Source organism: Pseudothermotoga sp. (genome assembly GCF_031962025.1).
Lineage (GTDB): Bacteria > Thermotogota > Thermotogae > Thermotogales > DSM-5069 > Pseudothermotoga_B.
This window is the reverse complement of the sequence record NZ_JAVRKW010000006.1, coordinates 90,578-113,339: the sequence shown is the minus strand read 5'-3', so window position 1 is coordinate 113,339 and position 22,762 is coordinate 90,578. Positions and strand designations below refer to the sequence as shown.

21 protein-coding genes, 1 tRNA gene and 1 pseudogene are annotated in these 22,762 nt (G+C 40.6%); 19 read left to right on the top strand and 4 right to left on the bottom strand.

Going from position 1 to position 22,762, the window contains the following annotated elements; genetic code table 11:
• Window positions 1-7 precede the first annotated feature (7 nt).
• From AC4E92_RS06590 to AC4E92_RS06555, 8 genes are all read left to right on the top strand, one after another.
• Entirely contained in the window at window positions 8-1,306 is a 1,299-nt protein-coding gene (locus AC4E92_RS06590) for a replication-associated recombination protein A (RefSeq protein ID WP_490239798.1), read from the top strand.
• Between the two features lie 103 nt (window positions 1,307-1,409).
• Window positions 1,410-2,288, top strand: coding sequence for an acetamidase/formamidase family protein (locus AC4E92_RS06585; protein WP_490239797.1), 879 nt, complete (start codon window positions 1,410-1,412; stop codon window positions 2,286-2,288).
• A gap of 12 nt (window positions 2,289-2,300) precedes the next feature.
• Window positions 2,301-3,131: a DegV family protein gene (locus tag AC4E92_RS06580; RefSeq protein ID WP_490239796.1), complete on the top strand. Its 831-nt coding sequence runs from the start codon at window positions 2,301-2,303 to the stop codon at window positions 3,129-3,131.
• A gap of 90 nt (window positions 3,132-3,221) precedes the next feature.
• A tRNA-Pro gene (locus AC4E92_RS06575) sits at window positions 3,222-3,299 on the top strand.
• A 149-nt stretch (window positions 3,300-3,448) separates the two neighbouring features.
• On the top strand, window positions 3,449-3,712 hold the full coding sequence (locus AC4E92_RS06570) for an ArsR/SmtB family transcription factor (RefSeq protein ID WP_490239795.1): 264 nt from the start codon (window positions 3,449-3,451) through the stop codon (window positions 3,710-3,712).
• Between the two features lie 15 nt (window positions 3,713-3,727).
• Window positions 3,728-3,940, top strand: coding sequence for a 4Fe-4S dicluster domain-containing protein (locus tag AC4E92_RS06565; RefSeq protein ID WP_490239794.1), 213 nt, complete (start codon window positions 3,728-3,730; stop codon window positions 3,938-3,940).
• Window positions 3,933-4,289 carry a heterodisulfide reductase subunit A-like protein gene (locus tag AC4E92_RS06560; RefSeq protein ID WP_490239793.1) on the top strand — a complete coding sequence of 119 codons (357 nt, stop codon included), beginning with the start codon at window positions 3,933-3,935 and terminating at the stop codon, window positions 4,287-4,289. The genes AC4E92_RS06565 and AC4E92_RS06560 overlap by 8 nt, the downstream gene beginning before the upstream one ends.
• A gap of 40 nt (window positions 4,290-4,329) precedes the next feature.
• On the top strand, window positions 4,330-4,974 hold the full coding sequence (locus tag AC4E92_RS06555; RefSeq protein WP_490239792.1) for a class II glutamine amidotransferase: 645 nt from the start codon (window positions 4,330-4,332) through the stop codon (window positions 4,972-4,974).
• On the opposite strand, the pseudogene AC4E92_RS06550 reads toward AC4E92_RS06555, so the two are convergent.
• Window positions 4,971-7,080, bottom strand: a pseudogene (locus tag AC4E92_RS06550) (heavy metal translocating P-type ATPase). The gene AC4E92_RS06555 and the pseudogene AC4E92_RS06550 sit on opposite strands and share 4 nt — an antisense overlap.
• Window positions 7,081-7,242: 162 nt before the next feature.
• Here AC4E92_RS06550 and AC4E92_RS06545 point away from each other — a divergent pair.
• From AC4E92_RS06545 to AC4E92_RS06520, 6 genes are all read left to right on the top strand, one after another.
• The gene (locus AC4E92_RS06545; protein WP_490239791.1) at window positions 7,243-8,403 is read left to right on the top strand and encodes an outer membrane protein assembly factor BamB family protein; all 1,161 of its coding nucleotides are present in this window, start codon (window positions 7,243-7,245) and stop codon (window positions 8,401-8,403) included.
• Between the two features lie 648 nt (window positions 8,404-9,051).
• A complete protein-coding gene (locus AC4E92_RS06540) occupies window positions 9,052-10,782 on the top strand; it encodes an NAD(P)/FAD-dependent oxidoreductase (RefSeq protein ID WP_490239790.1) in 1,731 nt (576 codons plus the stop codon).
• 1 nt (window position 10,783) lies between these two features.
• Entirely contained in the window at window positions 10,784-12,397 is a 1,614-nt protein-coding gene (locus AC4E92_RS06535; protein ID WP_490239789.1) for an FAD-dependent oxidoreductase, read from the top strand.
• Window positions 12,390-13,946 carry an FGGY-family carbohydrate kinase gene (locus tag AC4E92_RS06530; protein WP_490239788.1) on the top strand — a complete coding sequence of 519 codons (1,557 nt, stop codon included), beginning with the start codon at window positions 12,390-12,392 and terminating at the stop codon, window positions 13,944-13,946. The genes AC4E92_RS06535 and AC4E92_RS06530 overlap by 8 nt, the downstream gene beginning before the upstream one ends.
• Window positions 13,947-13,958: 12 nt before the next feature.
• Window positions 13,959-15,668: an FAD-binding oxidoreductase gene (locus tag AC4E92_RS06525; protein WP_490239787.1), complete on the top strand. Its 1,710-nt coding sequence runs from the start codon at window positions 13,959-13,961 to the stop codon at window positions 15,666-15,668.
• A 153-nt stretch (window positions 15,669-15,821) separates the two neighbouring features.
• The gene (locus tag AC4E92_RS06520; RefSeq protein ID WP_490239786.1) at window positions 15,822-16,550 is read left to right on the top strand and encodes a GntR family transcriptional regulator; all 729 of its coding nucleotides are present in this window, start codon (window positions 15,822-15,824) and stop codon (window positions 16,548-16,550) included.
• Window positions 16,551-16,584: 34 nt separating this feature from the next.
• Here AC4E92_RS06520 and AC4E92_RS06515 read toward each other — a convergent pair whose 3' ends face one another.
• From AC4E92_RS06515 to AC4E92_RS06505, 3 genes are read right to left on the bottom strand one after another with little or no spacing between them, the layout of a single operon-like run.
• Window positions 16,585-17,673 (bottom strand): MATE family efflux transporter, encoded by a 1,089-nt coding sequence (locus AC4E92_RS06515; protein ID WP_490239823.1) that lies wholly within the window; start codon window positions 17,671-17,673, stop codon window positions 16,585-16,587.
• The gene (locus AC4E92_RS06510) at window positions 17,628-17,993 is read right to left on the bottom strand and encodes an MATE family efflux transporter (RefSeq protein WP_490239785.1); all 366 of its coding nucleotides are present in this window, start codon (window positions 17,991-17,993) and stop codon (window positions 17,628-17,630) included. Before AC4E92_RS06510 ends, AC4E92_RS06515 begins: the two co-directional genes overlap by 46 nt.
• Window positions 17,994-18,049: 56 nt before the next feature.
• Window positions 18,050-18,397: a cupin domain-containing protein gene (locus tag AC4E92_RS06505; protein ID WP_490239822.1), complete on the bottom strand. Its 348-nt coding sequence runs from the start codon at window positions 18,395-18,397 to the stop codon at window positions 18,050-18,052.
• A gap of 406 nt (window positions 18,398-18,803) precedes the next feature.
• On the opposite strand from AC4E92_RS06505, the gene AC4E92_RS06500 reads away from it, so the two are divergent.
• The 5 genes from AC4E92_RS06500 to AC4E92_RS06480 all read left to right on the top strand — a co-directional run bounded on the left by AC4E92_RS06500 (window position 18,804) and on the right by AC4E92_RS06480 (window position 22,732).
• Window positions 18,804-19,799 (top strand): hydroxyacid dehydrogenase, encoded by a 996-nt coding sequence (locus AC4E92_RS06500; RefSeq protein WP_490239784.1) that lies wholly within the window; start codon window positions 18,804-18,806, stop codon window positions 19,797-19,799.
• Between the two features lie 17 nt (window positions 19,800-19,816).
• A complete protein-coding gene (locus tag AC4E92_RS06495; protein WP_490239783.1) occupies window positions 19,817-20,743 on the top strand; it encodes a sugar phosphate isomerase/epimerase family protein in 927 nt (308 codons plus the stop codon).
• Window positions 20,744-21,730 (top strand): glyoxylate reductase, encoded by a 987-nt coding sequence (gyaR, locus tag AC4E92_RS06490; protein WP_490239782.1) that lies wholly within the window; start codon window positions 20,744-20,746, stop codon window positions 21,728-21,730.
• Window positions 21,731-21,810: 80 nt separating this feature from the next.
• Entirely contained in the window at window positions 21,811-22,323 is a 513-nt protein-coding gene (locus tag AC4E92_RS06485; RefSeq protein ID WP_490239781.1) for a rubrerythrin family protein, read from the top strand.
• Window positions 22,324-22,336: 13 nt separating this feature from the next.
• The gene (locus AC4E92_RS06480) at window positions 22,337-22,732 is read left to right on the top strand and encodes a class II SORL domain-containing protein (protein ID WP_490239780.1); all 396 of its coding nucleotides are present in this window, start codon (window positions 22,337-22,339) and stop codon (window positions 22,730-22,732) included.
• Window positions 22,733-22,762 lie beyond the last annotated feature (30 nt).

The following is a 22,762-nucleotide window of genomic DNA, read 5'->3' as shown; positions in this document are numbered from 1 at the left end:
GCTTGAGTTGGTAGACGAGCACAAGCCACTTGCAGAAAGAGTCAGACCAAAAAATCTGGATGATTTGATCGGCCAGCAACATGTAATGGGAAAAGACGGAATATTGCGCAAAGCCCTTGAGAAAGGGAGTATATTTTCTTGCATCCTGTATGGACCACCTGGTTGTGGGAAAAGTTCTATCGCCGAACTCATAAGAAAATACGTAAATGCCGAATTCTACTCATTCAGTGGAGCCCTTCATGGTGCCGCTGAGATCAAGCAAGCCATGAATCGTGCACAGGAAATGAAAAGGTACGGTAAGCAGACTGTGGTTTTCATAGACGAAATCCACCGTCTCAACAAAGCCCAGCAGGACCTGTTACTCTCCAAAGTGGAAGATGGAACAATAACACTTATAGGTGCTACAACTGAAAATCCATCCTTTGAAATCATTCCACCTTTATTGTCAAGGTGCAGAGTGATTTTTCTTAAACCCCTTTCCAACGAAGATTTGGTGAGAATAATGAAAAGAGCCTTGATAGTCGATCAGAAAATAGCAGATTACGGTATATCAGTCACCGAAGAAGTGCTTGAGTCAATTGCTCAGCTTTCTCAGGGTGATGCGCGCTTTTCACTGAATACACTTGAAATGGCAATAGAAACGGCAAAAGCCATGAATGAGAAGACACTTGATTTAAAAATCTTGCAGGCAAGCACAGGTTACAAACCGCAGGGATATAGATCTGAAGAACATTATGATTTTGCCTCTGCGTTCATAAAAAGTTTGAGGGGCAGCGATCCTGATGCTGCTCTTTACTACATGACAAGAATGATTGAGTCCGGAGAAGATCCAATGTTCATAGCACGGAGAATGATAATCCTTGCCAGTGAAGATATCGGTCTGGCTGAACCTATGGCACTGCTTGTTGCAGTTTCAGCGGCTCAGGCAGTTGAATACGTTGGACTGCCTGAGTGTATACTCAATCTCGCTCAAGCTGTGATATATCTTGCAGCAGCGCCAAAGAGCAATTCAGTGTACTTGGCTGTCGAGACGGCAAAAAATGTGGTCAAGCAATCAGCCAGTGTTCAGGTTCCACTCTTTTTGAGAAATCCTGTGACAAAATTGATGAAAAACGCCGGCTATGGTGACGGATATGTCTATCCACATGAGGTCGGGGGTTTTGTGAAAAGAAGCTATATGCCTGATGAGCTCAAAAAAATCAAAATTTATGTGCCCAAGGAAATAGGAAAAGAAGTGAACATCAAAAAAAGGCTCGAAGAACTCTGGGGTAAAGAAAAATATTCACAGGGGGAAGACAAAAAATAAAATGGACAAACTTACGGCTTTTAGAGAAAGCAAAAACATTGATGTTAGAAAGGAGGGAACAGCACATTCTCCATCTTATAGAAGATGGAGTTGACTGCGCTGAATGTTGATGAAAAAAATCTGTTCATCTGAAGTTATCTATGCCTTTTCACCTGTGATGACACCAGTCGAAACCGTTGAACCAGGAGAAGTAATTGTTTTTGAAACTCTGGATGCCCTTGGTGGACAAATAAAAACTGAACAAGACACGGCAAATCTGGATTTTTCAAAAGTCAATCCAGCCACAGGTCCTGTTTTTGTAAAAGGAGCAACTGCTGGGAAGACTCTGAAAATCAAAATTCTGGACATAGAAATTGCAGACAAAGGTGTGATAGTTTCCGAAGAAGGATTTGGGGTTCTGCCAGAATTGACCAAAGGATTCAAAGTCAAGATTCTTCAGATCGATGACGGATTGATCCATTTTGGCAATCTCAGACTCCCAGTTGATCCAATGATAGGTGTCATAGGAGTTGCGCCAAATAAGGACGAATTTCCAACAGGTACAGCACATAAGCACGGAGGAAACATGGACACAAAGCAGATCAAAACGGGAAGCACGCTGTACCTACCAATATTCCAGGAAGGTGCTCTTCTTGCTTTGGGAGATGTACATGCCCTGATGGCTGATGGAGAGGTATGCGTTTCTGCCTGCGAAGTTGGTGCAAAAGTGATGGTAATGGTAGATATCGTTGATCAAAAAACACAATGGCCTATGATAGAAACAAAAGAAGGATACTTCATAGTTGTTTCATTGCCCGACATAGAACAAGCCATCATAGAAGTAACTGCTCAAGCGGTGAGTTTTCTGTCAGATATGTTAAAAATCTCGACAGTAGATGCATACATGCTTGCAAGCCTTGTAGTAGACATTCAAATAAGTCAGCTTGTAGATCCAAACAAAACGGCAAAAGCCTTCATACCAAAGTCGGTTCTGTGGAAATAGGGAGTGAAAAAGGTGGACTTTGCCATAGTGGTGGACAGCAGTATGGACTGGCCCAGGGACTATAAATGGTCCATGCCAGTATATATTCTTCCTCTGAGACTGTACGTGGATGAAAAAGAATACAAAGACAGATTTGACATCAGCGAAGAACAAATTTACAAATTCATGATCGAAGGAAAAAGGGTCAGTACATCTCTTCCCAACTTGAAAGAAACCGCTGAACTGTTGTTGAACCTCTGCAAGAACCACAGCAAAGTTGTTGTACTCACTCTATCACAGAAACTCAGCGGAACTTTCAACATGGTCAAAACAGTTGTGGAAAACTTCAACCTATCAAAAAAAGTAGATGTCTATGATTCTCGCGGAGTTAGTGGGAAGATTTTCTATGTTTTGAATCGGTTAATAGAAGATCTTTTGAACAACAAAAAGATAACTCAACAGACAGTTGATCAATACAGCAGAGATTCTACCATGTTCTTTGTTCTAAATACACTGGAGTATCTCAAAAAAGGTGGGCGCATAGGCAAACTCAGTGCATTTGTCGGTAAAATACTGAATCTCAAACCTATTCTTTCAATAGATGAAGAGGGTCAGATTTACAAAATAGCAACTGCAAAAAGCGAGAACGATCTGGTAGAAAAAATGGTCGAGTTGATTAAAAACTTTTTGGGCAAACAGAAAAAGTATATGCTCTACGGCGGATATGGCATTGAAACCACCAGACCAATCCTTGAAAAGATAATCAACAGGATCGGTAGGTGCAACGATCTGGCAAGGGTAGGTCCGGCGGTAACAGCTCACGCCGGTCCAGAGGTTTTTGGGATTCTCGTTGGCAAACTTTGATCGTGTTTTGTCAAACAATTTTCAAGGTCTTTGAACATTTGCCGTCTTGATAAGTTTTGTCTTTGTGGTAATATATTCAGTGGTTTGTGTCGGGGCGTAGCGCAGACGGCTTAGCGCGCCTGCCTTGGGAGCAGGAGGTCGCTGGTTCAAGTCCAGTCGCCCCGACCATTTTTTATTTGCCTGTGTTAGAAATCTTGCGTGAAAAACAGACGCTGATTCTCACTTTCATCTTCACTTTTACAATCAATTAAAAACAACTTCAAGATGCTGTCGTAAAAATAGTTGTATAATTGTACAACAATGAAAGGAGGAAAATTGTGCACATTGAACAAATCTTCAAGGCACTGGCTTGTAAATGGAGAATTGAAATCATAAAACAGATAGCAAAACAGAATCTTTGTATGTGTGATCTTGAAGCCGCAAACCACATCGATAAAACGACCATATCAAGACATATAGCCATTTTACAGAATTCTGGAATTATTGAACTAAAAAGAGAAGGTCAGAGAAAAAGAATTGTCCTAAAAGATCCAAGAGTTCTTGAACTCATAGACCTGGCGGAAAAAATCGCTGGAGAATAAAGGGGAGGAGATAATATGGCAAAAAACTGGTATCCAGTCATTGATTACAGCAAGTGCGCCGGATGTCTGAGTTGTGCAAACTTTTGTCCTCACGGGGTTTACACGATCAAGGACGGCAAGCCTGTCGTTACCAACCCACTTGAATGCGTGGAGTTCTGCAGAGGCTGTCAAAAACTCTGTGACTACGGCGCGATATCCTATTCGGCGGAGGTGAAAGTCCATGGGTAAAAAAGGATTGTTGCTGTGTGTTTGTCAGGGTACATGTCCTTCGTTTCACCAGATGAATATTTTTGAAGTGCTCAATGCCATAAGAAGAGAAAAACTGGTCGATTTCGTGGCACTCCATCCACAGCTCTGTGCAGATGACGGAGATGTCTATCTGAAGACATTGACAAAAGATGAACAGATAGAGAAACTCTATGTAGCGGGCTGTGATCCAGCAATGCAAAAAAAGATGTATCGAGATGCCTTTGAAGCGAGTAATTTCGACAGGTCAAAACACATTGGTGTAGATATAAGAAATATGACCACAGAACAAGCAATTGAAGCGATTAAGAATATGATCAAAAATAATTGATTTTTGTTGTATCATATTTTTGGTGATGACTGTGTGCAGAATGATTGGTTTTTCCTTTGAAAAAGAACAGAACGTGGATGTGTTTTTCAAACACTTACAGTTGATGGCTCAAAGTGGCAAAGGCGCTCCCCACAACCACGGGTGGGGAGTTTACGCCTTAAAAGACGGCGAAGTGATTTACTATCGCTCACCAAAACCAGTATATGAAGAAGATCTGCCATCATTTTCAGCGCAAGCCGGTATCTTTCATGCAAGAAAGGCATCAGATCATCTACCAGTTACCTTCCTGCAACTTCATCCTTTCATAGACAACCAGGGAAAAGCCTTTTGTCACAATGGAACTATATACGACATACCGTTCCATTTCATTGAAAGTGATACGTACTCTTATTTTTTAAAAGTCAGGCAATTCAATTCTTACGAAGAGCTTTTAGAGAAAATAAAATATGTGGCTCAAAATTACAGACACACAGGCATGAATTTTTTGATGATGAATAAAAACGATCTTGTTGTCTACTGTGGTTACAGCACAAACCAGGACTATTACACGCTCTGGTACACTGACAAAAATGGGTTTGTCGTCTGTTCAGAACCAATGAGTGATGATTGGATTGCAATGGAAAACCGAACTGTACTCGTAGTAAGAAGTGGAAAAATAATAAAAAAGCTGAAGGTGGTTTTTTAAGATCTTTCTATTCTAAGTGAATTCAAAACCACAGTTATAGAACTCAAAGCCATGGCAATTTCAGCGATAATTGGATGCAAAAGCCCTGCCATTGCACTTGGTACAGCTATAATATTATAAAAGAATGCCCAGAAAAGATTTTGTTTTATGATTTTGAAAGTCCTTTTGGATATTTCTATTACATCAACTATCCTGGATATACCACCGTTTATTATGATCACATCCGCGCTGTCGATCGCCAAATCAGTTCCACTGCCAACGGCAATCCCAACATCTGCACCTTTCAAAGCACCGGCATCGTTCATACCGTCACCAACCATGACAACCTTCAATCCCTTAGCCTGATATCTTCTCACTATATCAAGCTTGTCCTGAGGCTTAACATCAAAATGAACCTCCTGTATGCCAACTTTATTCGCCACTGCCCTTGCTGTTATCTGATTATCACCCGTTACCATTACCGGTTTTATTCCCATTTTTTTAAGCCTGTTCACTGCTTCTTTCGAATCACTTCTTATAGTATCTTCTATGGCAAGAAATCCCACAATATCATTATTCTTTCTCACTTCAACTACTGTCTTTCCTTGTGTGTAAAAGTCTTCATACAGATCCATATTCACCGGCCTTCCAACAAAGTATTCATCTTTGCCGACTTTTGCTCTAACTCCTTCACCAACTATCTCATCGATATCTTTTATCTCAAAAAAATCTCTGACCGTAGAAGATATAGCCTTGGCAAGCGGATGATTTGAGTTTTTTTTCTATACTTGCAACTATTTTCAAGGTAGTTTCATCAAGGTTGTGCTGTACTACTGCTGGCTTTCCCTCAGTAATAGTACCTGTTTTATCCATCAACACCACTTTTACATCCTTAGAAGTTTGAATAGCCTCGGCATTTCTTATCAACAGACCTTTTTTCGCGGCAAGTCCTGTTCCAGTAACAAGAGCCATCGGAGTGGCTAACCCAAGAGCACACGGGCAGGCTATAACTATCGTTGCAACAAACACAAAAATTGCAAAATTGAAAGGCTCTACCGTGCTCATAACCCACGGGAAGATCTTGCTCATTTTATCAAGAAAAGGTACGAATTTTTCAAAGTTGAAATACCACAAAACAGCACCTGTAACTGCCAGTGATATTATCGCTGGTACAAACCACATGGTAATTCTATCTGCAAGCGCCTGAATAGGTATTTTTGAGCCCTGAGCTTGCTGAACTAAGTTTATCATCTGTGATAAAAAACTATCTTCGCCAACCCTGGTCACCTTCACTTTTAAAGGACCTGTCAGATTAACAGAACCACCTATCACTTCATCGTTTTCTTTTTTGTGAACTGGTATCGATTCTCCAGTTATAACCGATTCATCAACCGAAGATTTTCCCCAGATCACAACACCATCAACAGGTATTCTTTCAGATGGAAGGATCGACACGATCAAACCTTCTTTTACTGCTTCCAGCGGCACGGTGATCTCACCTTTTTCCGTTACAACACGTGCTTCTTTTGATTGAAGTTTCAAAAGCGATTTAATCTCTTTACTTGCTCGATCTCTTAGGTGAGATTCTATAAATCTTCCAGTTATGTGAAAGGCTACGATCATCGCACCTATACTGCCAAAGGACATGACAGGAAGACCAGCAACTTCCAAAACTGCGGTGAGCCATGACGCAACTGAACCAAAAAATATAAGCGTATCCATATTGGTGTGTCTATGTGTAAGAGCAATCCATGCACCTCTTATAGTGTCTTTTGCAACAAAGAAAACAACAAAACCTCCCATAAAAATCTCAAACCAGACAAAATAATTCACAGGACTTATCAGCATGTGATACAGCATCATCAGTGCAAGTGGCAAAGTTGCAACCCATGCCAGTATCAGATTTCTTTTAAAAGCTGTGTATCTTTTCTTTTCTATTTCCTCTAAGGGCTGAGTTGATATGCCATAACCAGCTTGCTCAACAGCGGCTTTAATCACTTCGATGGGAATTTCTTTTTCTGCAACGATAAAACCCGTTGAAGTAGCCAGGTTAACTGCGGCAAATTCTACACCTTCAATTTTATTTAAAGCCCTTTCAACGGTTTTTGCGCACGTTGCACATGTCATACCAGTCACTGTGAAAGTTTTCTTTATCTTTTGCACGATACCACCTCATCAGGCAAAATTATATAGCAAGGCTAAAGATCAATCTCTCATTTGAAATTTTTGACAATTTTGAAATAATTGATATATAATTGTCCTAACTCAACCATCAAGGGGGGATATACCGTGAAAAAGTATCTAAGAGTTTTTCTGCTGATAATGATCTTACTGGCAGTCAGTAGCTATGGTAGTACTCAGGTCTGGCAAAAAACATTCGGCGGTACCAAAGGTGATCGAGCTTTAAGTATTCAGCAAACAAAAGACGGTGGATACATAGTTGCCGGATACACATACTCCTCTGGAGCTGGAGAAGATGATGTTTACGTCTTGAAACTCGATCCGAATGGGAAGCTGAAATGGGAGAAAACGTTTGGTGGAAAATTCAGTGATGAGGCTCTCAGTATTCAACAAACAAAAGACGGTGGATACATAGTTGCTGGATACACATACTTCTCTGGAGATAGGGGGGAAGATGTTTACGTTTTGAAACTCGATTCAAATGGAAAACTGCAATGGGAAAAAACATTCGGTGGAAGTGATAACGATGGAGCTTTCAGCGTTCAGCAAACAAAAGACGGTGGATACATTGTGGCTGGAGGCACAAGATCTTCTGGAGCTGGAAGATTTGATGTTTATATTCTAAAACTCGATTCAAATGGGAAACTACAATGGGAAAAAACATTTGGTGGAAGTGATGATGATATGGCAACGAGCATACAGCAAACCACAGATGGTGGATACATCGTGGCTGGATATTCCTATGGAGCTCAAAAATTTGATGTTCATATTCTAAAACTCGATTCAAATGGGAAACTACAATGGGAAAAAACATTTGGTGGGAGCGATAGTGACGTGGCTTTCAGTATTCAACAGACAAAAGACGGTGGATACATAGTGGCTGGAAGTACAAGATCTTCTGGAGTTGGAGGGAAAGATGTTTACGTTTTAAAGCTCGATTCAAATGGAAATATACAATGGGAAAAAACATTTGGTGGGAGCAAGGATGACGAGGCTTTCAGTATTCAACAAACAAAAGATGGCGGATACATTGTTGCTGGAAGCACAGAATCCTTTGGAGCCGGGTGGAAAGATGTTTACGTTTTGAAACTCGATTCAAATGGAAATCTTCAGTGGGAAAAGACATTTGGCAATGAAGATGATGATGAAGCTTACAGCGTTCAGCAGACTTCTGATGACGGCTACATTGTTGCTGGATCGATAAATGGAGATATTTACGTTTTAAAACTCGATGGATCAGGAAATACAGGTCCAAATCCCGGAAAATGATTCAAATAAGGCAGGGGATTTCCCCTGCCTTTTTTATGACCAAATAACCAAGCCTCTTATTCCATTCTCTCGCACTTACCCGTTTTTCTAAAGCTTTTTATTTTGATTATGAAAAGTCAAGCCTGTGAAGTTGACCTCCTCCCAATCCCATGAATGGGATAGGATTCCCATCAGAGATTGGGTTTCCCGCTTTTACATGGTATGACTTACCAGTATACAGGAATTACTCCCAAATATCCTGGCAGAGATCTGCCACTCCACGAGCATTATTTCGGACCGATCCAGCCCTACACTCTTTAGCATGTTTATCTTGGTACACTAAAGGTATCTGGTTTTCTCTTTTTTCTTTAGTCTGTTGCAAAGTTTGCTTGATTTTTTCTGCTTTTGTCATCTTGACTCTCCTGATACCACCAAAAACTTTTTTCTGTATGGTTCAAGAAAGAACATCCATTCATCACAATCACATAAATGAGATGTGCTTTCTGGCTGGTTCTCTGTAAAAACCACTCATTACATTTATGAAATGGTTCTTCTACATCATGCAAATTGAGCCTTTGAGAAGCTCTGGCGAAATTTCTTGAAAAGATGATGTTTTTCACTCATTTTAGAAAAATGTTGACAAAAAAATTCCAGTGAGTTAAGATTAGGATGTACGGACAACCGTATAACAAAGAGGTGATCGCTATCCTCAAAGCTGAAAAAATACTCAAACAGAAATTCTCAAAAAACATCGAAGTATATGAAAAAGACGGCTCGATATTTCTTGAAGGTATCGTCGATGACTGGGAAAAAGTAGTCAGTGCTGGAAAGATCGCATCGCGTTTTGCAGAAAAAGATGTAGTTAATTTGTTAGAATGCAAAGGTCTTCAGAAAGATCAACCATCAAAACCCAATCTAAAAGACAGAAAGCTTGAGAACAAAAGGGTCGATGTTTTAATCATCGGCGCTGGAATAGTGGGCTGTACGATAGCAAGAGAATTGTCAAGATACAAAATAAGTATACTTGTAATCGATAAAGAGAGCGACATAGCCATGCACCAAAGCTCAAGAAATGCGGGTATGGCTCATCCGCCGATTGCTCCCAAACCCGGTTCAAAAAAAGCTCTGTACAACCAGCGCGGGCTGAAGATGCTACCTGAACTTTCTAAACAGCTTGACTTTCCATTTGAGGAAAATGGCATGGCTATTTTATTCAAACACTGGATTTATTTTACCGCTGCCGGACTTATCCATTCTCGAGCCAGAAAAAACGGAATAGAATCGATTCAATTCCTTTCAAAAACAAAATTGAAATCAATTGAACCGAAAATAACCGACGATTTTGCCTGGGCTTGCCTTTTCAAAAATGCCGGGATCGTCGATCCTTTCAAGATGACACTTGCCTTTGCTGAAAATGCAATTCAAAACGGCGCGGAGTTTTGTTTTCAAACCTTTGTTGAATCGATGGAATTAGATGGACAAAAGATCGTTTCTGTTCAGACCAATCGTGGAAAAATCTTTCCAAGGGTAGTTGTGAATGCTGCTGGACTCTGGGCTGATTACATCGCCGAGCTTGCCAATGACAGATTTTTCACCATACATCCAAGAAAAGGGATAATGGCAATAATAGACAGTAAAAAGCAGAACCTTGCAAAGTTGACTATTTCCATGCCAAACATAACTCAGGCAAAATCAGTTACAAAAGGCGGAGGCTTAATACCAACTGTTCATGGCAATCTACTGCTTGGTCCCACCGCAAAAGAAGTACCTTTCAAAGAAGATTACAGCACAGACGAAGATAGCCTCAATGAACTGATTAAAAAGCACGCAAAACTCGTCGAAGGTCTTGGTTTAAAAGACATTATAACGTACTTTGCCGGTACAAGAGCGGCGACATACAAAGAAGACTTTATAATTGAAAAATCAACAAAGGTGAAGAATTTAGTTCACGCCGCCGGAATACAATCTCCGGGTTTGACAAGCGCTCCGGCAATTGCACAGGATGTTGCCAGAATGTGTGTGGAAATTCTATCAGATGAAACCAAAGTTCTGCCAAATACCGAATTTGTACCCACCAGAAAAGGTGAACCTTTGTTCAAAAACCTGCCACTTGAAGAAAAGCAAAAGCTCATCAAGAAAAATCCAGATTACGGTGTTGTTGTATGCAGGTGTGAAGGAATAACAAAAGCCGAGGTTATAAAGGCTGTAAATTCCATCCTACCGGCGACTACCCTTGATGGTATAAAGTGGAGAACGCGCTGTGGCATGGGAAGATGTCAGGGAGGTTTTTGTACACCTTATATTTTACAGATACTCTCACAACAAAAGATCGATGTACTGAATCTGACAAAAAAAGGCGGGGCTTCATATATAGTGGTTTCTAAAACAAGGGGTGATTGACATGGTTGAATACGATGTGCTTGTCATTGGTGCAGGACCTGCAGGACTATCTGCGGCAGTGTCAGCCAATATTTCTGGAGCGAAAGTTTTGGTAGTGGAAAGAGAACCAGTGCCCGGGGGAATCTTAAAACAATGCATTCACGACGGTTTTGGGGTAATAGAATTCAAAGAAAGACTAACAGGCCCAGAATACGCCGAAAGATATATAGAAAAACTGAACGAGCTTGACATAGATATCTTGCTTCAAAGTTTTGTGCTTGAGATTAAAAAAGAAAATGACTCTTTTTGTGTAACCATTCAAAACAGCAAAGGTATTTTTGCTTTGAAAAGCAAAGCTATCGTTCTTGCCACAGGTTGCAGAGAAAGAACTTCAAAGCAAATCTTCATACACGGTGACAGACCATCCGGTGTCTTTACAGCCGGTACTGCCCAGTACATGGTGAATATAATGGGCTTTTTACCATGCAAACGATGTGTAATACTTGGAAGCGGGGACATAGGATTGATAATGGCACGAAGGCTGACATTGGAAGGAGCACAGGTGCTTGGAGTCTATGAGATACAAAAGCAACCATCCGGGCTTGCGAGAAATATATCTCAGTGTTTGGAAGATTTCAAGATTCCTCTGTTTCTTTCCCATACGGTTACAAGAGTATTCGGAAAAGAAAGATTACAAGCCGTTGAAATAACAAAAGTCGATGAAAATAAAAAACCCATTCCTTCTACTGCACAAACGATAGAGTGCGATGGATTGATTTTAGCCGTTGGGCTAATACCGGAAAATGAACTTGCAGAGTCGCTTGGAATAGAAATGGACGAAAAAACAAAAGGTCCAGTTGTCGATCAGAACATGATGACAAGTGTAGAAGGTGTCTTCAGCTGTGGAAATGCTCTGCATGTGCATGATCTTGTAGATTATGTTACACAGACCGGTAAAATCGCAGGAAGATCTGCAGCGATGTATTCAAAAGGATTGCTCACGGTTAAAAAGTATCTGCAGATAGAACCATCAGAGGATATCGCTTACTGCGTGCCTCAAAGAATCAGTCTTCCATGCCGTGAAAAAATCAGATTGTTTTTCCGACCAAAATATCAGAAAAGGAACGCAAAATTGCTTGTCAGATCTGATGAAATAATTTCTCAAAAAACTTTTGAGACGGTTAGACCACAGCAAACTGAATTTGTCGATTTTGAGATTTCATCAGTAAAGAGTAAAATCACTATCGAGCTTTCCGGTCTGGGGGGAGAAGATATGGAAAGATTTAACAGAAAAATAGTGTGTATCGTATGTCCAAAGGGATGTGAAATTGAGATTTTTGGTGAAAACGATTTTCGCGGGTACAGTTGTCCAAGAGGCTTTGAATTTGCAAAAAACGACCTTTTGAATCCAAAACGAATACTGTGTACGACTGTTGCCACAATCAACCATAAGCTGCTTCCTGTAAAAACAGACAGACCTATACCACTTGAATCTTTTAAAGAAGCAATGGACTGTGTGAGAAAAGTCGTTGTTCAAAAACCTGTTGCAAGAGGAGAGATCATTCTTGAAAACATAGCCGGAACAGGTGCAAACCTTGTGGCAACAAGCACATCGAAGGTGATAGAGTATGTCTGATGTGATACTCACAATAGATTGCGGCACGCAGAGCCTGAGAGTACTTCTTTTTGATTCAAACGGTAAACTGTTGCAAATGCACAAAGAGGAATACCCGCAAACTTACATCTCGCCAAAACCTGGCTGGGCTGAACAGGATGTAGAAGTGTACATAAAAGCCCTTTCAAAAGCCTGTTCAGTGGTTAAAGAAAAAGACACCGCTCTGTGGAAAAAAATAGCGGCTGTGACAGTAACCACCCAGCGCGACACCTGTGTTTTTCTGGACAAAGATGGCAACCCATTAAAGCCAGCAATTTTATGGTTAGATCAAAGAATGGCTGAGCTTGATATCAAACTACCCTTGCATTACAAAATAGGTTTTAAGATCGTCGGGATGGATAAGGCCGCAAAGATCTCGGCAAAAAAATGCAAGGCAAACTGGGTCAGGCAGAACGAACCGGAGATCTGGCAGAAAACCCACAAATTTTTGCTGCTTTCCGGCTGGTTTCACTATCTTCTCAGCGGCAAATTCATCGATTCAATTGCCAATCAGATAGGTCATATACCTTTTAATTACAAAAAACTCAGATGGGCTGATCCAAAGCACGATTACCAGCCTTATCTGTTTCAGATAGAAAAGGACAAACTCCCCGACTTGGTTGAACCGGCGACCGTAATAGGAACTTTGACCAAAAAGGCTTCAGAACTGACTCAGATCGCACAGGGCACTCCGTTGATAGCCGCAGGATCAGACAAAGGTTGTGAAACTGTTGCCATGGGATGCCTGACAGAATCCCTTGCATGTGCAAGCCTTGGCACAACGACCACGATGCAGATAACTTCCAGAAAATACCTTGAACCATTGAAATTCATGCCTTCATACCCTGCTGTGATCCCGAATCGTTTCAATCCAGAGGTCGAGATATTCAGAGGATTCTGGATGGTTAGCTGGTTCAAAAAGGAATTTGGCAGTTATGAATCTCAAATAGCACAGGAAAAAGGTATAAAAGTCGAAGATGTCTTTGATGAACTGCTGAAAGTAACAAAGCCCGGTTCACTCGGCTTGATGCTTCAACCTTACTGGGGTGCTGGTTTAAAAATGCCAGAAGCAAGAGGAGCAATCATAGGATTTGGTGATGTGCACAACAGAGCTTATCTGTACAGAGCCATAATAGAAGGTCTTTCCTATGCACTGAAAGACGCGGCAGAAAAGATAGAAAAGGTTTCTCACACACCCATCGAAAAAGTCATGGTAACAGGTGGAGGATCAAGATCGGATTTCGTTTGCCAGACACTGGCAGATGTTTTGAACAAAGAAACAGTCAGAGGAGAAACTTACGAAGGCTCTGGTCTTGGAGCAGCTATAGTCGGTTTTGTTGGAATAAAATACTACTCTTCTTTTGAAAACGCCGTTCAAAAGATGGTCAGATACAGCAAACAATTCATACCGGACAAGGACCGTGCAAAACTTTACTCTCAGCTGTATGAACATGTCTACAAAAAGATGTATGGCAGATTATGTCCACTGTATAGATCCATGCAAAGGATAACCGGTTATCCAGAATGTTGAGAGGTGAAAGAAATGGAATTTCAACCAAAATGGATTGAGCAGGCACCTCCTGCTGGTTCTTACAGATCAATCTTCAAATGGGGAGATCCAAATTTTTTCAAACACCCAAACAAAAGGCTCTACAGATTGATGAAGCAGGTCTTTGAATTATCCGATGAACATTTCGAACATCATGTAAATCCCGGTTTTGAACAGGTGAAGGTCGATATACCAATTAAGCTTTCACCAAAACACATTCAAGCTTTCGAAAACATGCTTGGAGCAGAGAATGTGAAAACAGATGACTATTCTAGGGTGAAAGCAAGTTTTGGAAAAACCATGCTTGATTTAATGAGATTGAGAGAAAAGAAAATAGAAAACCTCCCAGATGCAGTTTTATTTCCAAAAGATAAAAAAGACGTTGTAGAAATAGTAAAGTACTGCAGTGAAAACAAAATACCAATCTATCCAAGGGGAGGAGGCTCAACAGTAACAAGAGGAACTGAATGTGTAAATGGCGGTGTTTGCGTAGATTTCACAAAACACATGAATCGAATTCTCAAACTGAACGAAATCAACCACACCGTCACAGTTCAACCGGGTATCTACGGTCCAGAACTTGAAAGAAAACTGAACAACGCACCTGAAGAACTCGGCGCAAAGTACAGATACACCTGCGGTCATCTGCCCCAGTCCTTTGAGGGCTCCACCGTTGGCGGATGGATCGTCACAAGAGGTGCAGGGCAGAATTCGACGTATTATGGGAAAATTGAAGACCTTGTAGTCTGTCAGGAATACATAACCCCCGTAGGAGAGATCATTACAAAAGAATATCCAAGGGCTGCTCTTGGTCCATCGATAGACCAAATCTTCATTGGTAGCGAGGGAGCTTATGGATTACTTGTCTCAGCCACGCTTAAAATCTTCAGATATCTTCCGGAAAATGATCAAAGATTCAGTTTAATCTTTCCAGATTTTCACAGTGCGATAGAAGCAACAAGGGAGATAATGCAATCTCAATTTGGTGTTCCTTCGGTAATGAGATTATCAGACCCCGAGGAAACAGACGTCGCGTTAAAACTCTATGGTGTTGAAGGTACACTGATAGACAAAATGATAAGCTTTCGGGGCTTTAAACCCATGAAAAGATGTTTGCTCCTTGGAATTGCGCAGGGAGAGAAAAGCTATGCAAAAAACGTCAAAAGAAACATAATGAAGCTGGCAAGAAGATATGGTGCGATGTACACAACAGGTTTTGTGGCAAAATCATGGGAACACGGCAGATTTACAGATCCATACCTCAGAGATGATCTGAATGATTTTGGCATAGTCATAGATACACTCGAATGCGCTGTGGCGTGGGATCAGGTTGAATATGTTTGGGAAAATGTCAGAAAATACTGCAAACAAAGACCAAAAACCATCGTTATGAGCCATTGTTCACATTTCTATCCTCAGGGAACCAACCTGTATTTCATCTTCATAGGGAAATTTGAAAGCATCGAAGAGTTTGTTGAATACCAGAGCGGGATACTCGACAACATAGTAAAACACGGTGCGGCGTTGAGCCACCACCACGGAATAGGAAAACTGTTCGCACCATGGTTCGAAGAATGCATAGGCAAAAATCAGCTTGAAGTGATGAAAGCCTTAAAAAGATACTTTGATCCCAACAACATCATGAACCCCGGAGGAACACTTGGATTAGACCTAAGTGATGCACAAAAAAGGAAAATATCATAAAAAGCACCAGATCGCCTCTGGTCACCTTCAAGAAGGTTTAGGCTTTTTGAGCAGATTCACCAACTATTTTTGTACAACTTAGCATCACTCAAAAATATTACATCGTATTCCCAGTAGTTCATTTCTGATAAAATAACTTGGAGGAATGATGAGTTGATAGATAAAACAAGTGCTATGCCTCTTTATGTTCAGCTGAAACAGGAACTGAAAGAAAAGATATTGAAAGGCGATTGGAAAGAGGGAGAAAAAATTCCCACAGAATTTGATTTGATGAAAACCTACAAAGTCAGCAGAGCCACTGTCAGATCAGCTATAGATAGTCTTGTTCTGGAAGGATATCTTGTCAAAAAACACGGAGTTGGCACCTTTGTCAAAAGAATAAGACCATCTCTTGGTTTCGAGCCTCTGATAAGTTTAAGCTATGCCTTGGAGACTTTTAATATCCACTCCAAAAACACTGTAATTGAGAAAAAATACATAGATCTTGATTTGAAATTGAAACAAAATCTTCGTTTCAGGCATACATCAAAATGCCTTTACCTTAGAAGATTACGCTATGTCGATGAAATACCTTTGGCAATTGAAGATTCGTACTTTCATCCAGAAATTGCATCCATCTTTGACGATAAAGATCTGTCAAAATCCATCGCAAAAATACTCGTCAATGAAACAGACATATCGATATCAAAGGTTGAGCAAATAATAATCCCGCGTATAGCAGAGAAAGAAGAAAGGTCACTGTTGATGTTGCCTGAAGAAACTCAGATTTTGCATATGCAACGCTGGATCTATGTCCAAAACCAGACTGAGCCGATTTATTATTTGAACCTGATCATGAGAAGTGATCTATCTACCCTGCGTATAACAACTTTAAATTTTTAAATCATCAGCAGATGAGATAAACAAATATGAAGAACTACAGCACGTTTGTTTCAACAGCATCAATCCTGTTTTTCTCCATCTGGAAAATTTTTCTCAAACCCTTTAGAGTCGCAAGTCCCCACGCAAAAGTCACAGCTTCTGCCACCATATTCCCACACAACATTCCCCACCACACACCTTTTAAACCTAAATTCAAAACAAACACAAAGAGCCATGAAAAGAAAACATGCAAAACCACCGTTCTGAGAATTGAAACTGCAAGGCTTTTAACTCCATGACCTATACCCTGAAACATAGCAGAAGTAAACATTCCAAATGGAACCGTGGGGATGAAAAAGCTCAAAATTTTCAGGGCATTCACAAGATCTCGGAAAAGAACGCTGGCACTTTTCGAATAGGTGAATACAAATGCTATCTTTGAAGCAAACAAAAACACTGCCGTCATTGTGCACAGACCAATGATAAGACCAAATTTCACCGCAAAAAGGTAAGCTTCTTCCAGTTTTTTTGAATTTCTTTCACCATAGGCTGCACCGGTTACAGAAGTCACGGCGTTTGCTATACCCATCAATGGTATCGTGCCGAAATTTATGATTCTCCACGCACTTGTGAAAATGGCAACACCTATATCTCCACCAGCTACTATGATGAATCTATTCAACACAAAATTAGATGTAGACATGATTATTTGGCCAAAAGACGTTGGTATTCCAACCCTCAGTATATCAATCACTATCTGCCTACCCTCACGCAAATGCTTAAAGCTGAGTGAAACATAAGTATTTTTCTTCAAAAACAACCAGTTTGCCATCAAAAGGGTTGAAGCAACTATCGAAGCAACGGTTGCATAAGCTGCCCCCTCAATACCCCAGCCGAAGGTGTATATGAACAAAGGATCTAAGAAAATATTCAAAACTGCTCCAAGGGTTATGGCATTCATTGATCTTTTTGTGTCACCTTCGCCTCTGAGTATCCCATTTACCACGTTGTTAAACATCAAGAGTGTTATACCCACAAGCATTACTCTGGAATACTTTACTGCAAGCTCGAATGTCCTACCGCTGGCTCCTGTTAGTTTTAAAACAGAGCCGAGGAAAGGATACACCGTTGATGTTGCGCTGATGCCAAAAATAATAGCAAGACTATAGAACAGGTAGCTGCAGAATCGGCTTGTTTTTTGTTTCTCTCTCCTATCTTTCGAGATATAACGGAACTTGCGCCGACACCGATTCCACCGGAAAAAGCCAGTATGATCATGAAAATAGGAAAAAACAGCCCAATCCCCGCAAGCGCCTCAGGTCCAAGTCCTGCTACCCAGATGCTATCAACAAGATTATATAGAGCCTGAACAACCAGAGCCACCATCATTGGCAGAGATAACTTCACGACAGCTTTCTTGGGATCGGACCGAAGAAGTGAAACACCCCTTGTGTCTCTTTGCATAAAAACACCTCTAATTCATTATTGAGAGATACCAGTATCTTTTTGCGGATTTTGTTTTACTGTTCACCGCGATTTGGCACAACACATATAAAGTGTGCGAATTTATCACCGACATTTGTAAATTGATGTTCTTCATTTGGTTCCACGAAAACGAAAGCACCTTTTTCAACCACTGTTTCTCCATCTTTTGATTTGACCTTTATTTTTCCATCTACAACAAAAACCTCGTGTTCCCAATCATGGGAATGATATGGTGTACTTGCTCCTGGTTTGAGTGTGAAAAGTCTCATCGCAAAAGTTGGCGAATTGTCATTTGGACCTACAAGAACTCGCTTTAAAACCTTACCATCGAAAAAACTCTGCGGCTGAATATCTTTGTAGCTACCGATTTTCAAATCAGACACCTCCTTTACCATTCTACATCTTTTGACCTGATATATAAGGTTCTCAACACAACTGACATGTTTTTGAAGATGATAAACACCAGAAAGTTTACTTTTTCGTTAATGAAAATGCACCAGAAAAACTACCGTGCACAAGAATTACACTTAAAAATCGGTTTCTGCATAAACCAGCTTTAGAAATAGAGTTTATAATTATTTTAGTCACGAACTGAATCTCAATAAAGGCACGAAAAGTCATACTCATCGCTTATAAAAGCGGGGCTTGAAAAAGCCACAGTTGATTAACCTCAATCAATGAACATTCTGCGATGGGTTCTCTGACAAAAAACATGTAGAAAAAACAAGAAAATTGATGTTAGAAAGGAGGAAAGAGTGCATTTTTCCATCTTGAAGAAGATGGAGTTTTATGCACTCAATACCTATGAAAGTCATGATCGTTCAACCAATTCATGAGAGTGGCATTGAAATGTTACAGCAAGCGGGTTTTCAGGTTGTCCATGCCTCAAGTACTGATCCAGAGGTCCTGAAAAAAGAGATAGTGGATATCGATGGTGTTATAGTCAGGACATCTCCGTTTACCGCAGAAATCATTCAGAGTGCGCAAAAATTGAAAGTGATCGCAAGACATGGAGTGGGCTTGGACAATGTAGATCTTGAAGAGGCTTCGAAAAAAGGCATCTGGGTTGTCAACACACCCAATGCAAATGCCGTTTCAGTAGCAGAGGCAACCATCGCATTCATCCTTGCACTTGCAAAAAAGCTCAAGCAAATGGACAGTGCCACGAGAAACAATAACTTCAAAATACGAGATTTTTTTTCCACAGTGGACTTAGATTCAAAAACTCTGGGGATAATAGGACTTGGGCGGATCGGCACACTTGTAGCCAGAAAATGTCAGATGGCTTTTTCAATGAAAGTTATGGCATTTGATCCATATGTTGATAAAGAAAAAGCCAGAGAAATTGGAGTAGAACTCGTGTCATTACAAACTCTTTTGAAAGAATCAGATTTTATCACAATACATGCACCACTGACCGATGAAACGAGAAACTTGATAAATGAATCTCAGTTAAAATTGATGAAGCCAACTGCTTTCATCATAAACATGGCACGGGGACCATTGTGGGATGAAAATGCAATTTTAAAAGCACTGACAGAAGGATGGATCGCCGGCGCTGCAACAGACGTTTTTGTCCAGGAACCACCACAAGAAGATCATCCATTTTTCAGTTGCGATAAAATACTGCTCACACCACACAACTCTGCTTTAACAAAAGAATGTGTTGTGAGAATGGCTCGGGATGCTGCACAGGGTGTCATAGAAGTTCTTTCAGGTAAAGTGCCGACCTTTGCTGTCAACTCACATCTTTTGAAAAAATATGGATACAGAGTGGATCAATAGAAAAGAAGGTGATGAAATTGTGGTACGATCTTTTTCACATGGGTATAGTGCACTTCATGGCTTATCCAGATGCGAAAACTCAGCAGCAAATAATTGAAAGCGTTAGAAAGATTCTGATCGATGAATTTTTCCAAGCCATCGAAGTTAGCGCTCTTGTTGACGAAGATACTCTCGTAAAGATAGGAAAAATGTGCAATACTGCAAGGGTTCAGTTGCTGATAGCGGCACAGCCTCTGGTTTTATCCTATAAGTTGAATTTGAATTCACTCGATGAAAAAGAGCGATTAAAAGCCGTCGAAAAAATCAAACAGGTCATCGATAGAGCATATATAAGCGGTGCAAAAGCAGTGGCGCTCTTGAGCGGCAAGATGCCGCAAGAAGATCAAATTGAAACTGCAAAAAATAAGCTGGTTGAATCTCTGGTTGAACTCTGCGATTATGCCGAAGCAAAAGCAGATAATCACGGCTATACACTGGCTGTTAACTTAGAGATTTTTGATTGGTCTGTCGACAAAAAAGCCCTTGTTGGACCAGCCCCGATAGCCTTTGATATCGCTTCAAAGGTCAGAACATTTTGCAAAAACTTCGGCTTGACCGTTGATCTTTCCCATCAGCCGCTTTTGTTTGAAGATTCATTTTACACTATTAGCCTGCTTTCAGCTTTCATCACACATGCTCACATTGGCAACGCTGTTCTTCAGAAAGATCATCCTGCTTATGGAGATATGCATCCAAGGTTTGGTATCAAAAACGGCAGCAATGATATCGATGAACTCACATATTTTCTAAAAGCGCTTTTGAAGAACAACTACTTTGAAAAGAAAAACAAACCCGTGGTATCTTTTGAAATAAAACCACTGCCAGATGAAGATCCAGAACTTGTCATTGCCAATGCAAAAAGGACTTTTCTCACATCGTATGCGAGATTAAAGGAGGTTTTGTGAATGGCAAGAAAAAAAGTCTTTGTTACAAGAACAATTCCACAGGAAGGTCTCAAGATGCTTTATGACCACTTCGATGTACAGGTCAGCGATTATGATGGCGTGATACCAAAACAAATGCTGATCGAAAAAGTCAAAGGTGTTGATGGATTGTTGTGCCTTTTGACCGATACAGTGGACAGAGAGGTCATGGACGCAGCAGGACCACAGCTCAAGGTCATTGCAAACTATGCCGTCGGTTATAACAACATAGACATCGAAGAAGCCACTAAGAGAGGCATAATGGTGACCAATACACCGGGTGTATTAACAGAAACGACAGCAGACTTAGCCTGGGCTTTGATGATGGCAATATCAAGAAGGATTGTCGAAGGTGATAAATTTGTGAGAGCCGGAAAATTCCGTGGATGGGAACCCATGTTGCTTCTGGGCACAGATCTGCATGGTGCAACACTCGGTATAATTGGTTTTGGAAGGATAGGTCAGGCTGTGGCAAAAAGAGCCCTGGGTTTTGATATGAAGGTTCTTTACTACAGCCGATCCAGAATTTCCGAGCAGATTGAAAAAGAATTGAAAGCAACATACGTCGACTTAAATACCCTTTTAAGAGAATCTGATTTTGTAACCCTTCATCTTCCTCTCACCAAACAGACATACCATTTAATCAAAGAAGAACAGTTGAGAATGATGAAAAAAGAATCTTACCTGATAAACACCGCACGTGGTCCTGTGGTAGATGAGAAAGCCCTGGTGAAAGCTTTGAAAAACAACTGGATAAGAGGTGCTGCACTGGATGTTTTTGAGAATGAGCCACAGATTGAACCAGAACTTCTAAAGATGGACAACGTCGTTCTTACACCGCATCTGGGTTCGGCTTCGTACAGAACCAGAACCAGGATGTCTGTTATGGCGGCTGAAAACATCATAAAGGCTTTGATGGGTGAGATACCACCAAATCTGGTCAATACAGAAATTCTGAAGAAAAATTAAGAGTCTGGTGATTGAGCATTAATTTTTGAATCAAACTGTAAATTGAATGTGTTGTATAATAAAAATAGGGGGTGAGATGAGTGAGAGAAATGACCAAAAAATTTTTGGAAGATGCCTTTGCAGGCGAAAGCATGGCACACATGAAGTATTTGATCTTTGCAGACGAGGCTGAAAGAAAGGGATTGAAGAAACTTGCCAATCTTTTCAGAGCAATAGCCTACGCTGAATTTGTTCATGCGAGAAACCACTACAGAGAACTGGGTAAAATTCATCAAGAAATGAAGGACAACGTACAGCAGTGTATCGATGGTGAAACCTTTGAGATCAACGAAATGTATCCAGTTTACAACACAGTCGCACAATTTCAGCAGGAAAAGGGTGCTGAAAGAAGTACAAAATACGCATGGGAAGCTGAAAAAATCCATGCAGAGATGTACAAAATGGCTAAGGACTTTGTAGAGAAAAAAGAGGATTACCCAGCCAACAAAATTTATATCTGCTCAGTCTGCGGTCACACAGTGGAAAACGAGCCACCGGAAAAATGTCCGGTCTGTGGTTCTTCCAAAAAAATGTACGTAGAATTTTCTGTTTAAAGGAGGGAAGTGTATGAAACTCGCTGATTTTATCAAGTCAGAAGATTTTAAAAAAGAAAAACACGTACCAATTATAGAAGTAGCTCAGAAAGTTAAGAAGGGAGATAAAGTAGAAATCACAGCTTGTGTTGGTAAACAAATTCCACACCCGAATACGACTGAACACCACATAAAGTGGATTAAACTGTTCTTCCAGCCAGATGGTGATCCGTATGTGTACGAAATAGGCAACTACGAATTCAACGTGCACGGTGAATCTACAAAAGGTCCAAATACAGGTGATGTTTACACTGAACCTGTGGTTAAAACTGTGGTGAAGATCAGCAAATCTGGAACAATTTTTGCACTGTCATACTGCAATATACACGGTCTGTGGGATAACAGTGCAAGAATCGAAGTCGAAGAATAAAAAAAGCCCTGGAAAAATCCAGGGCTTTTT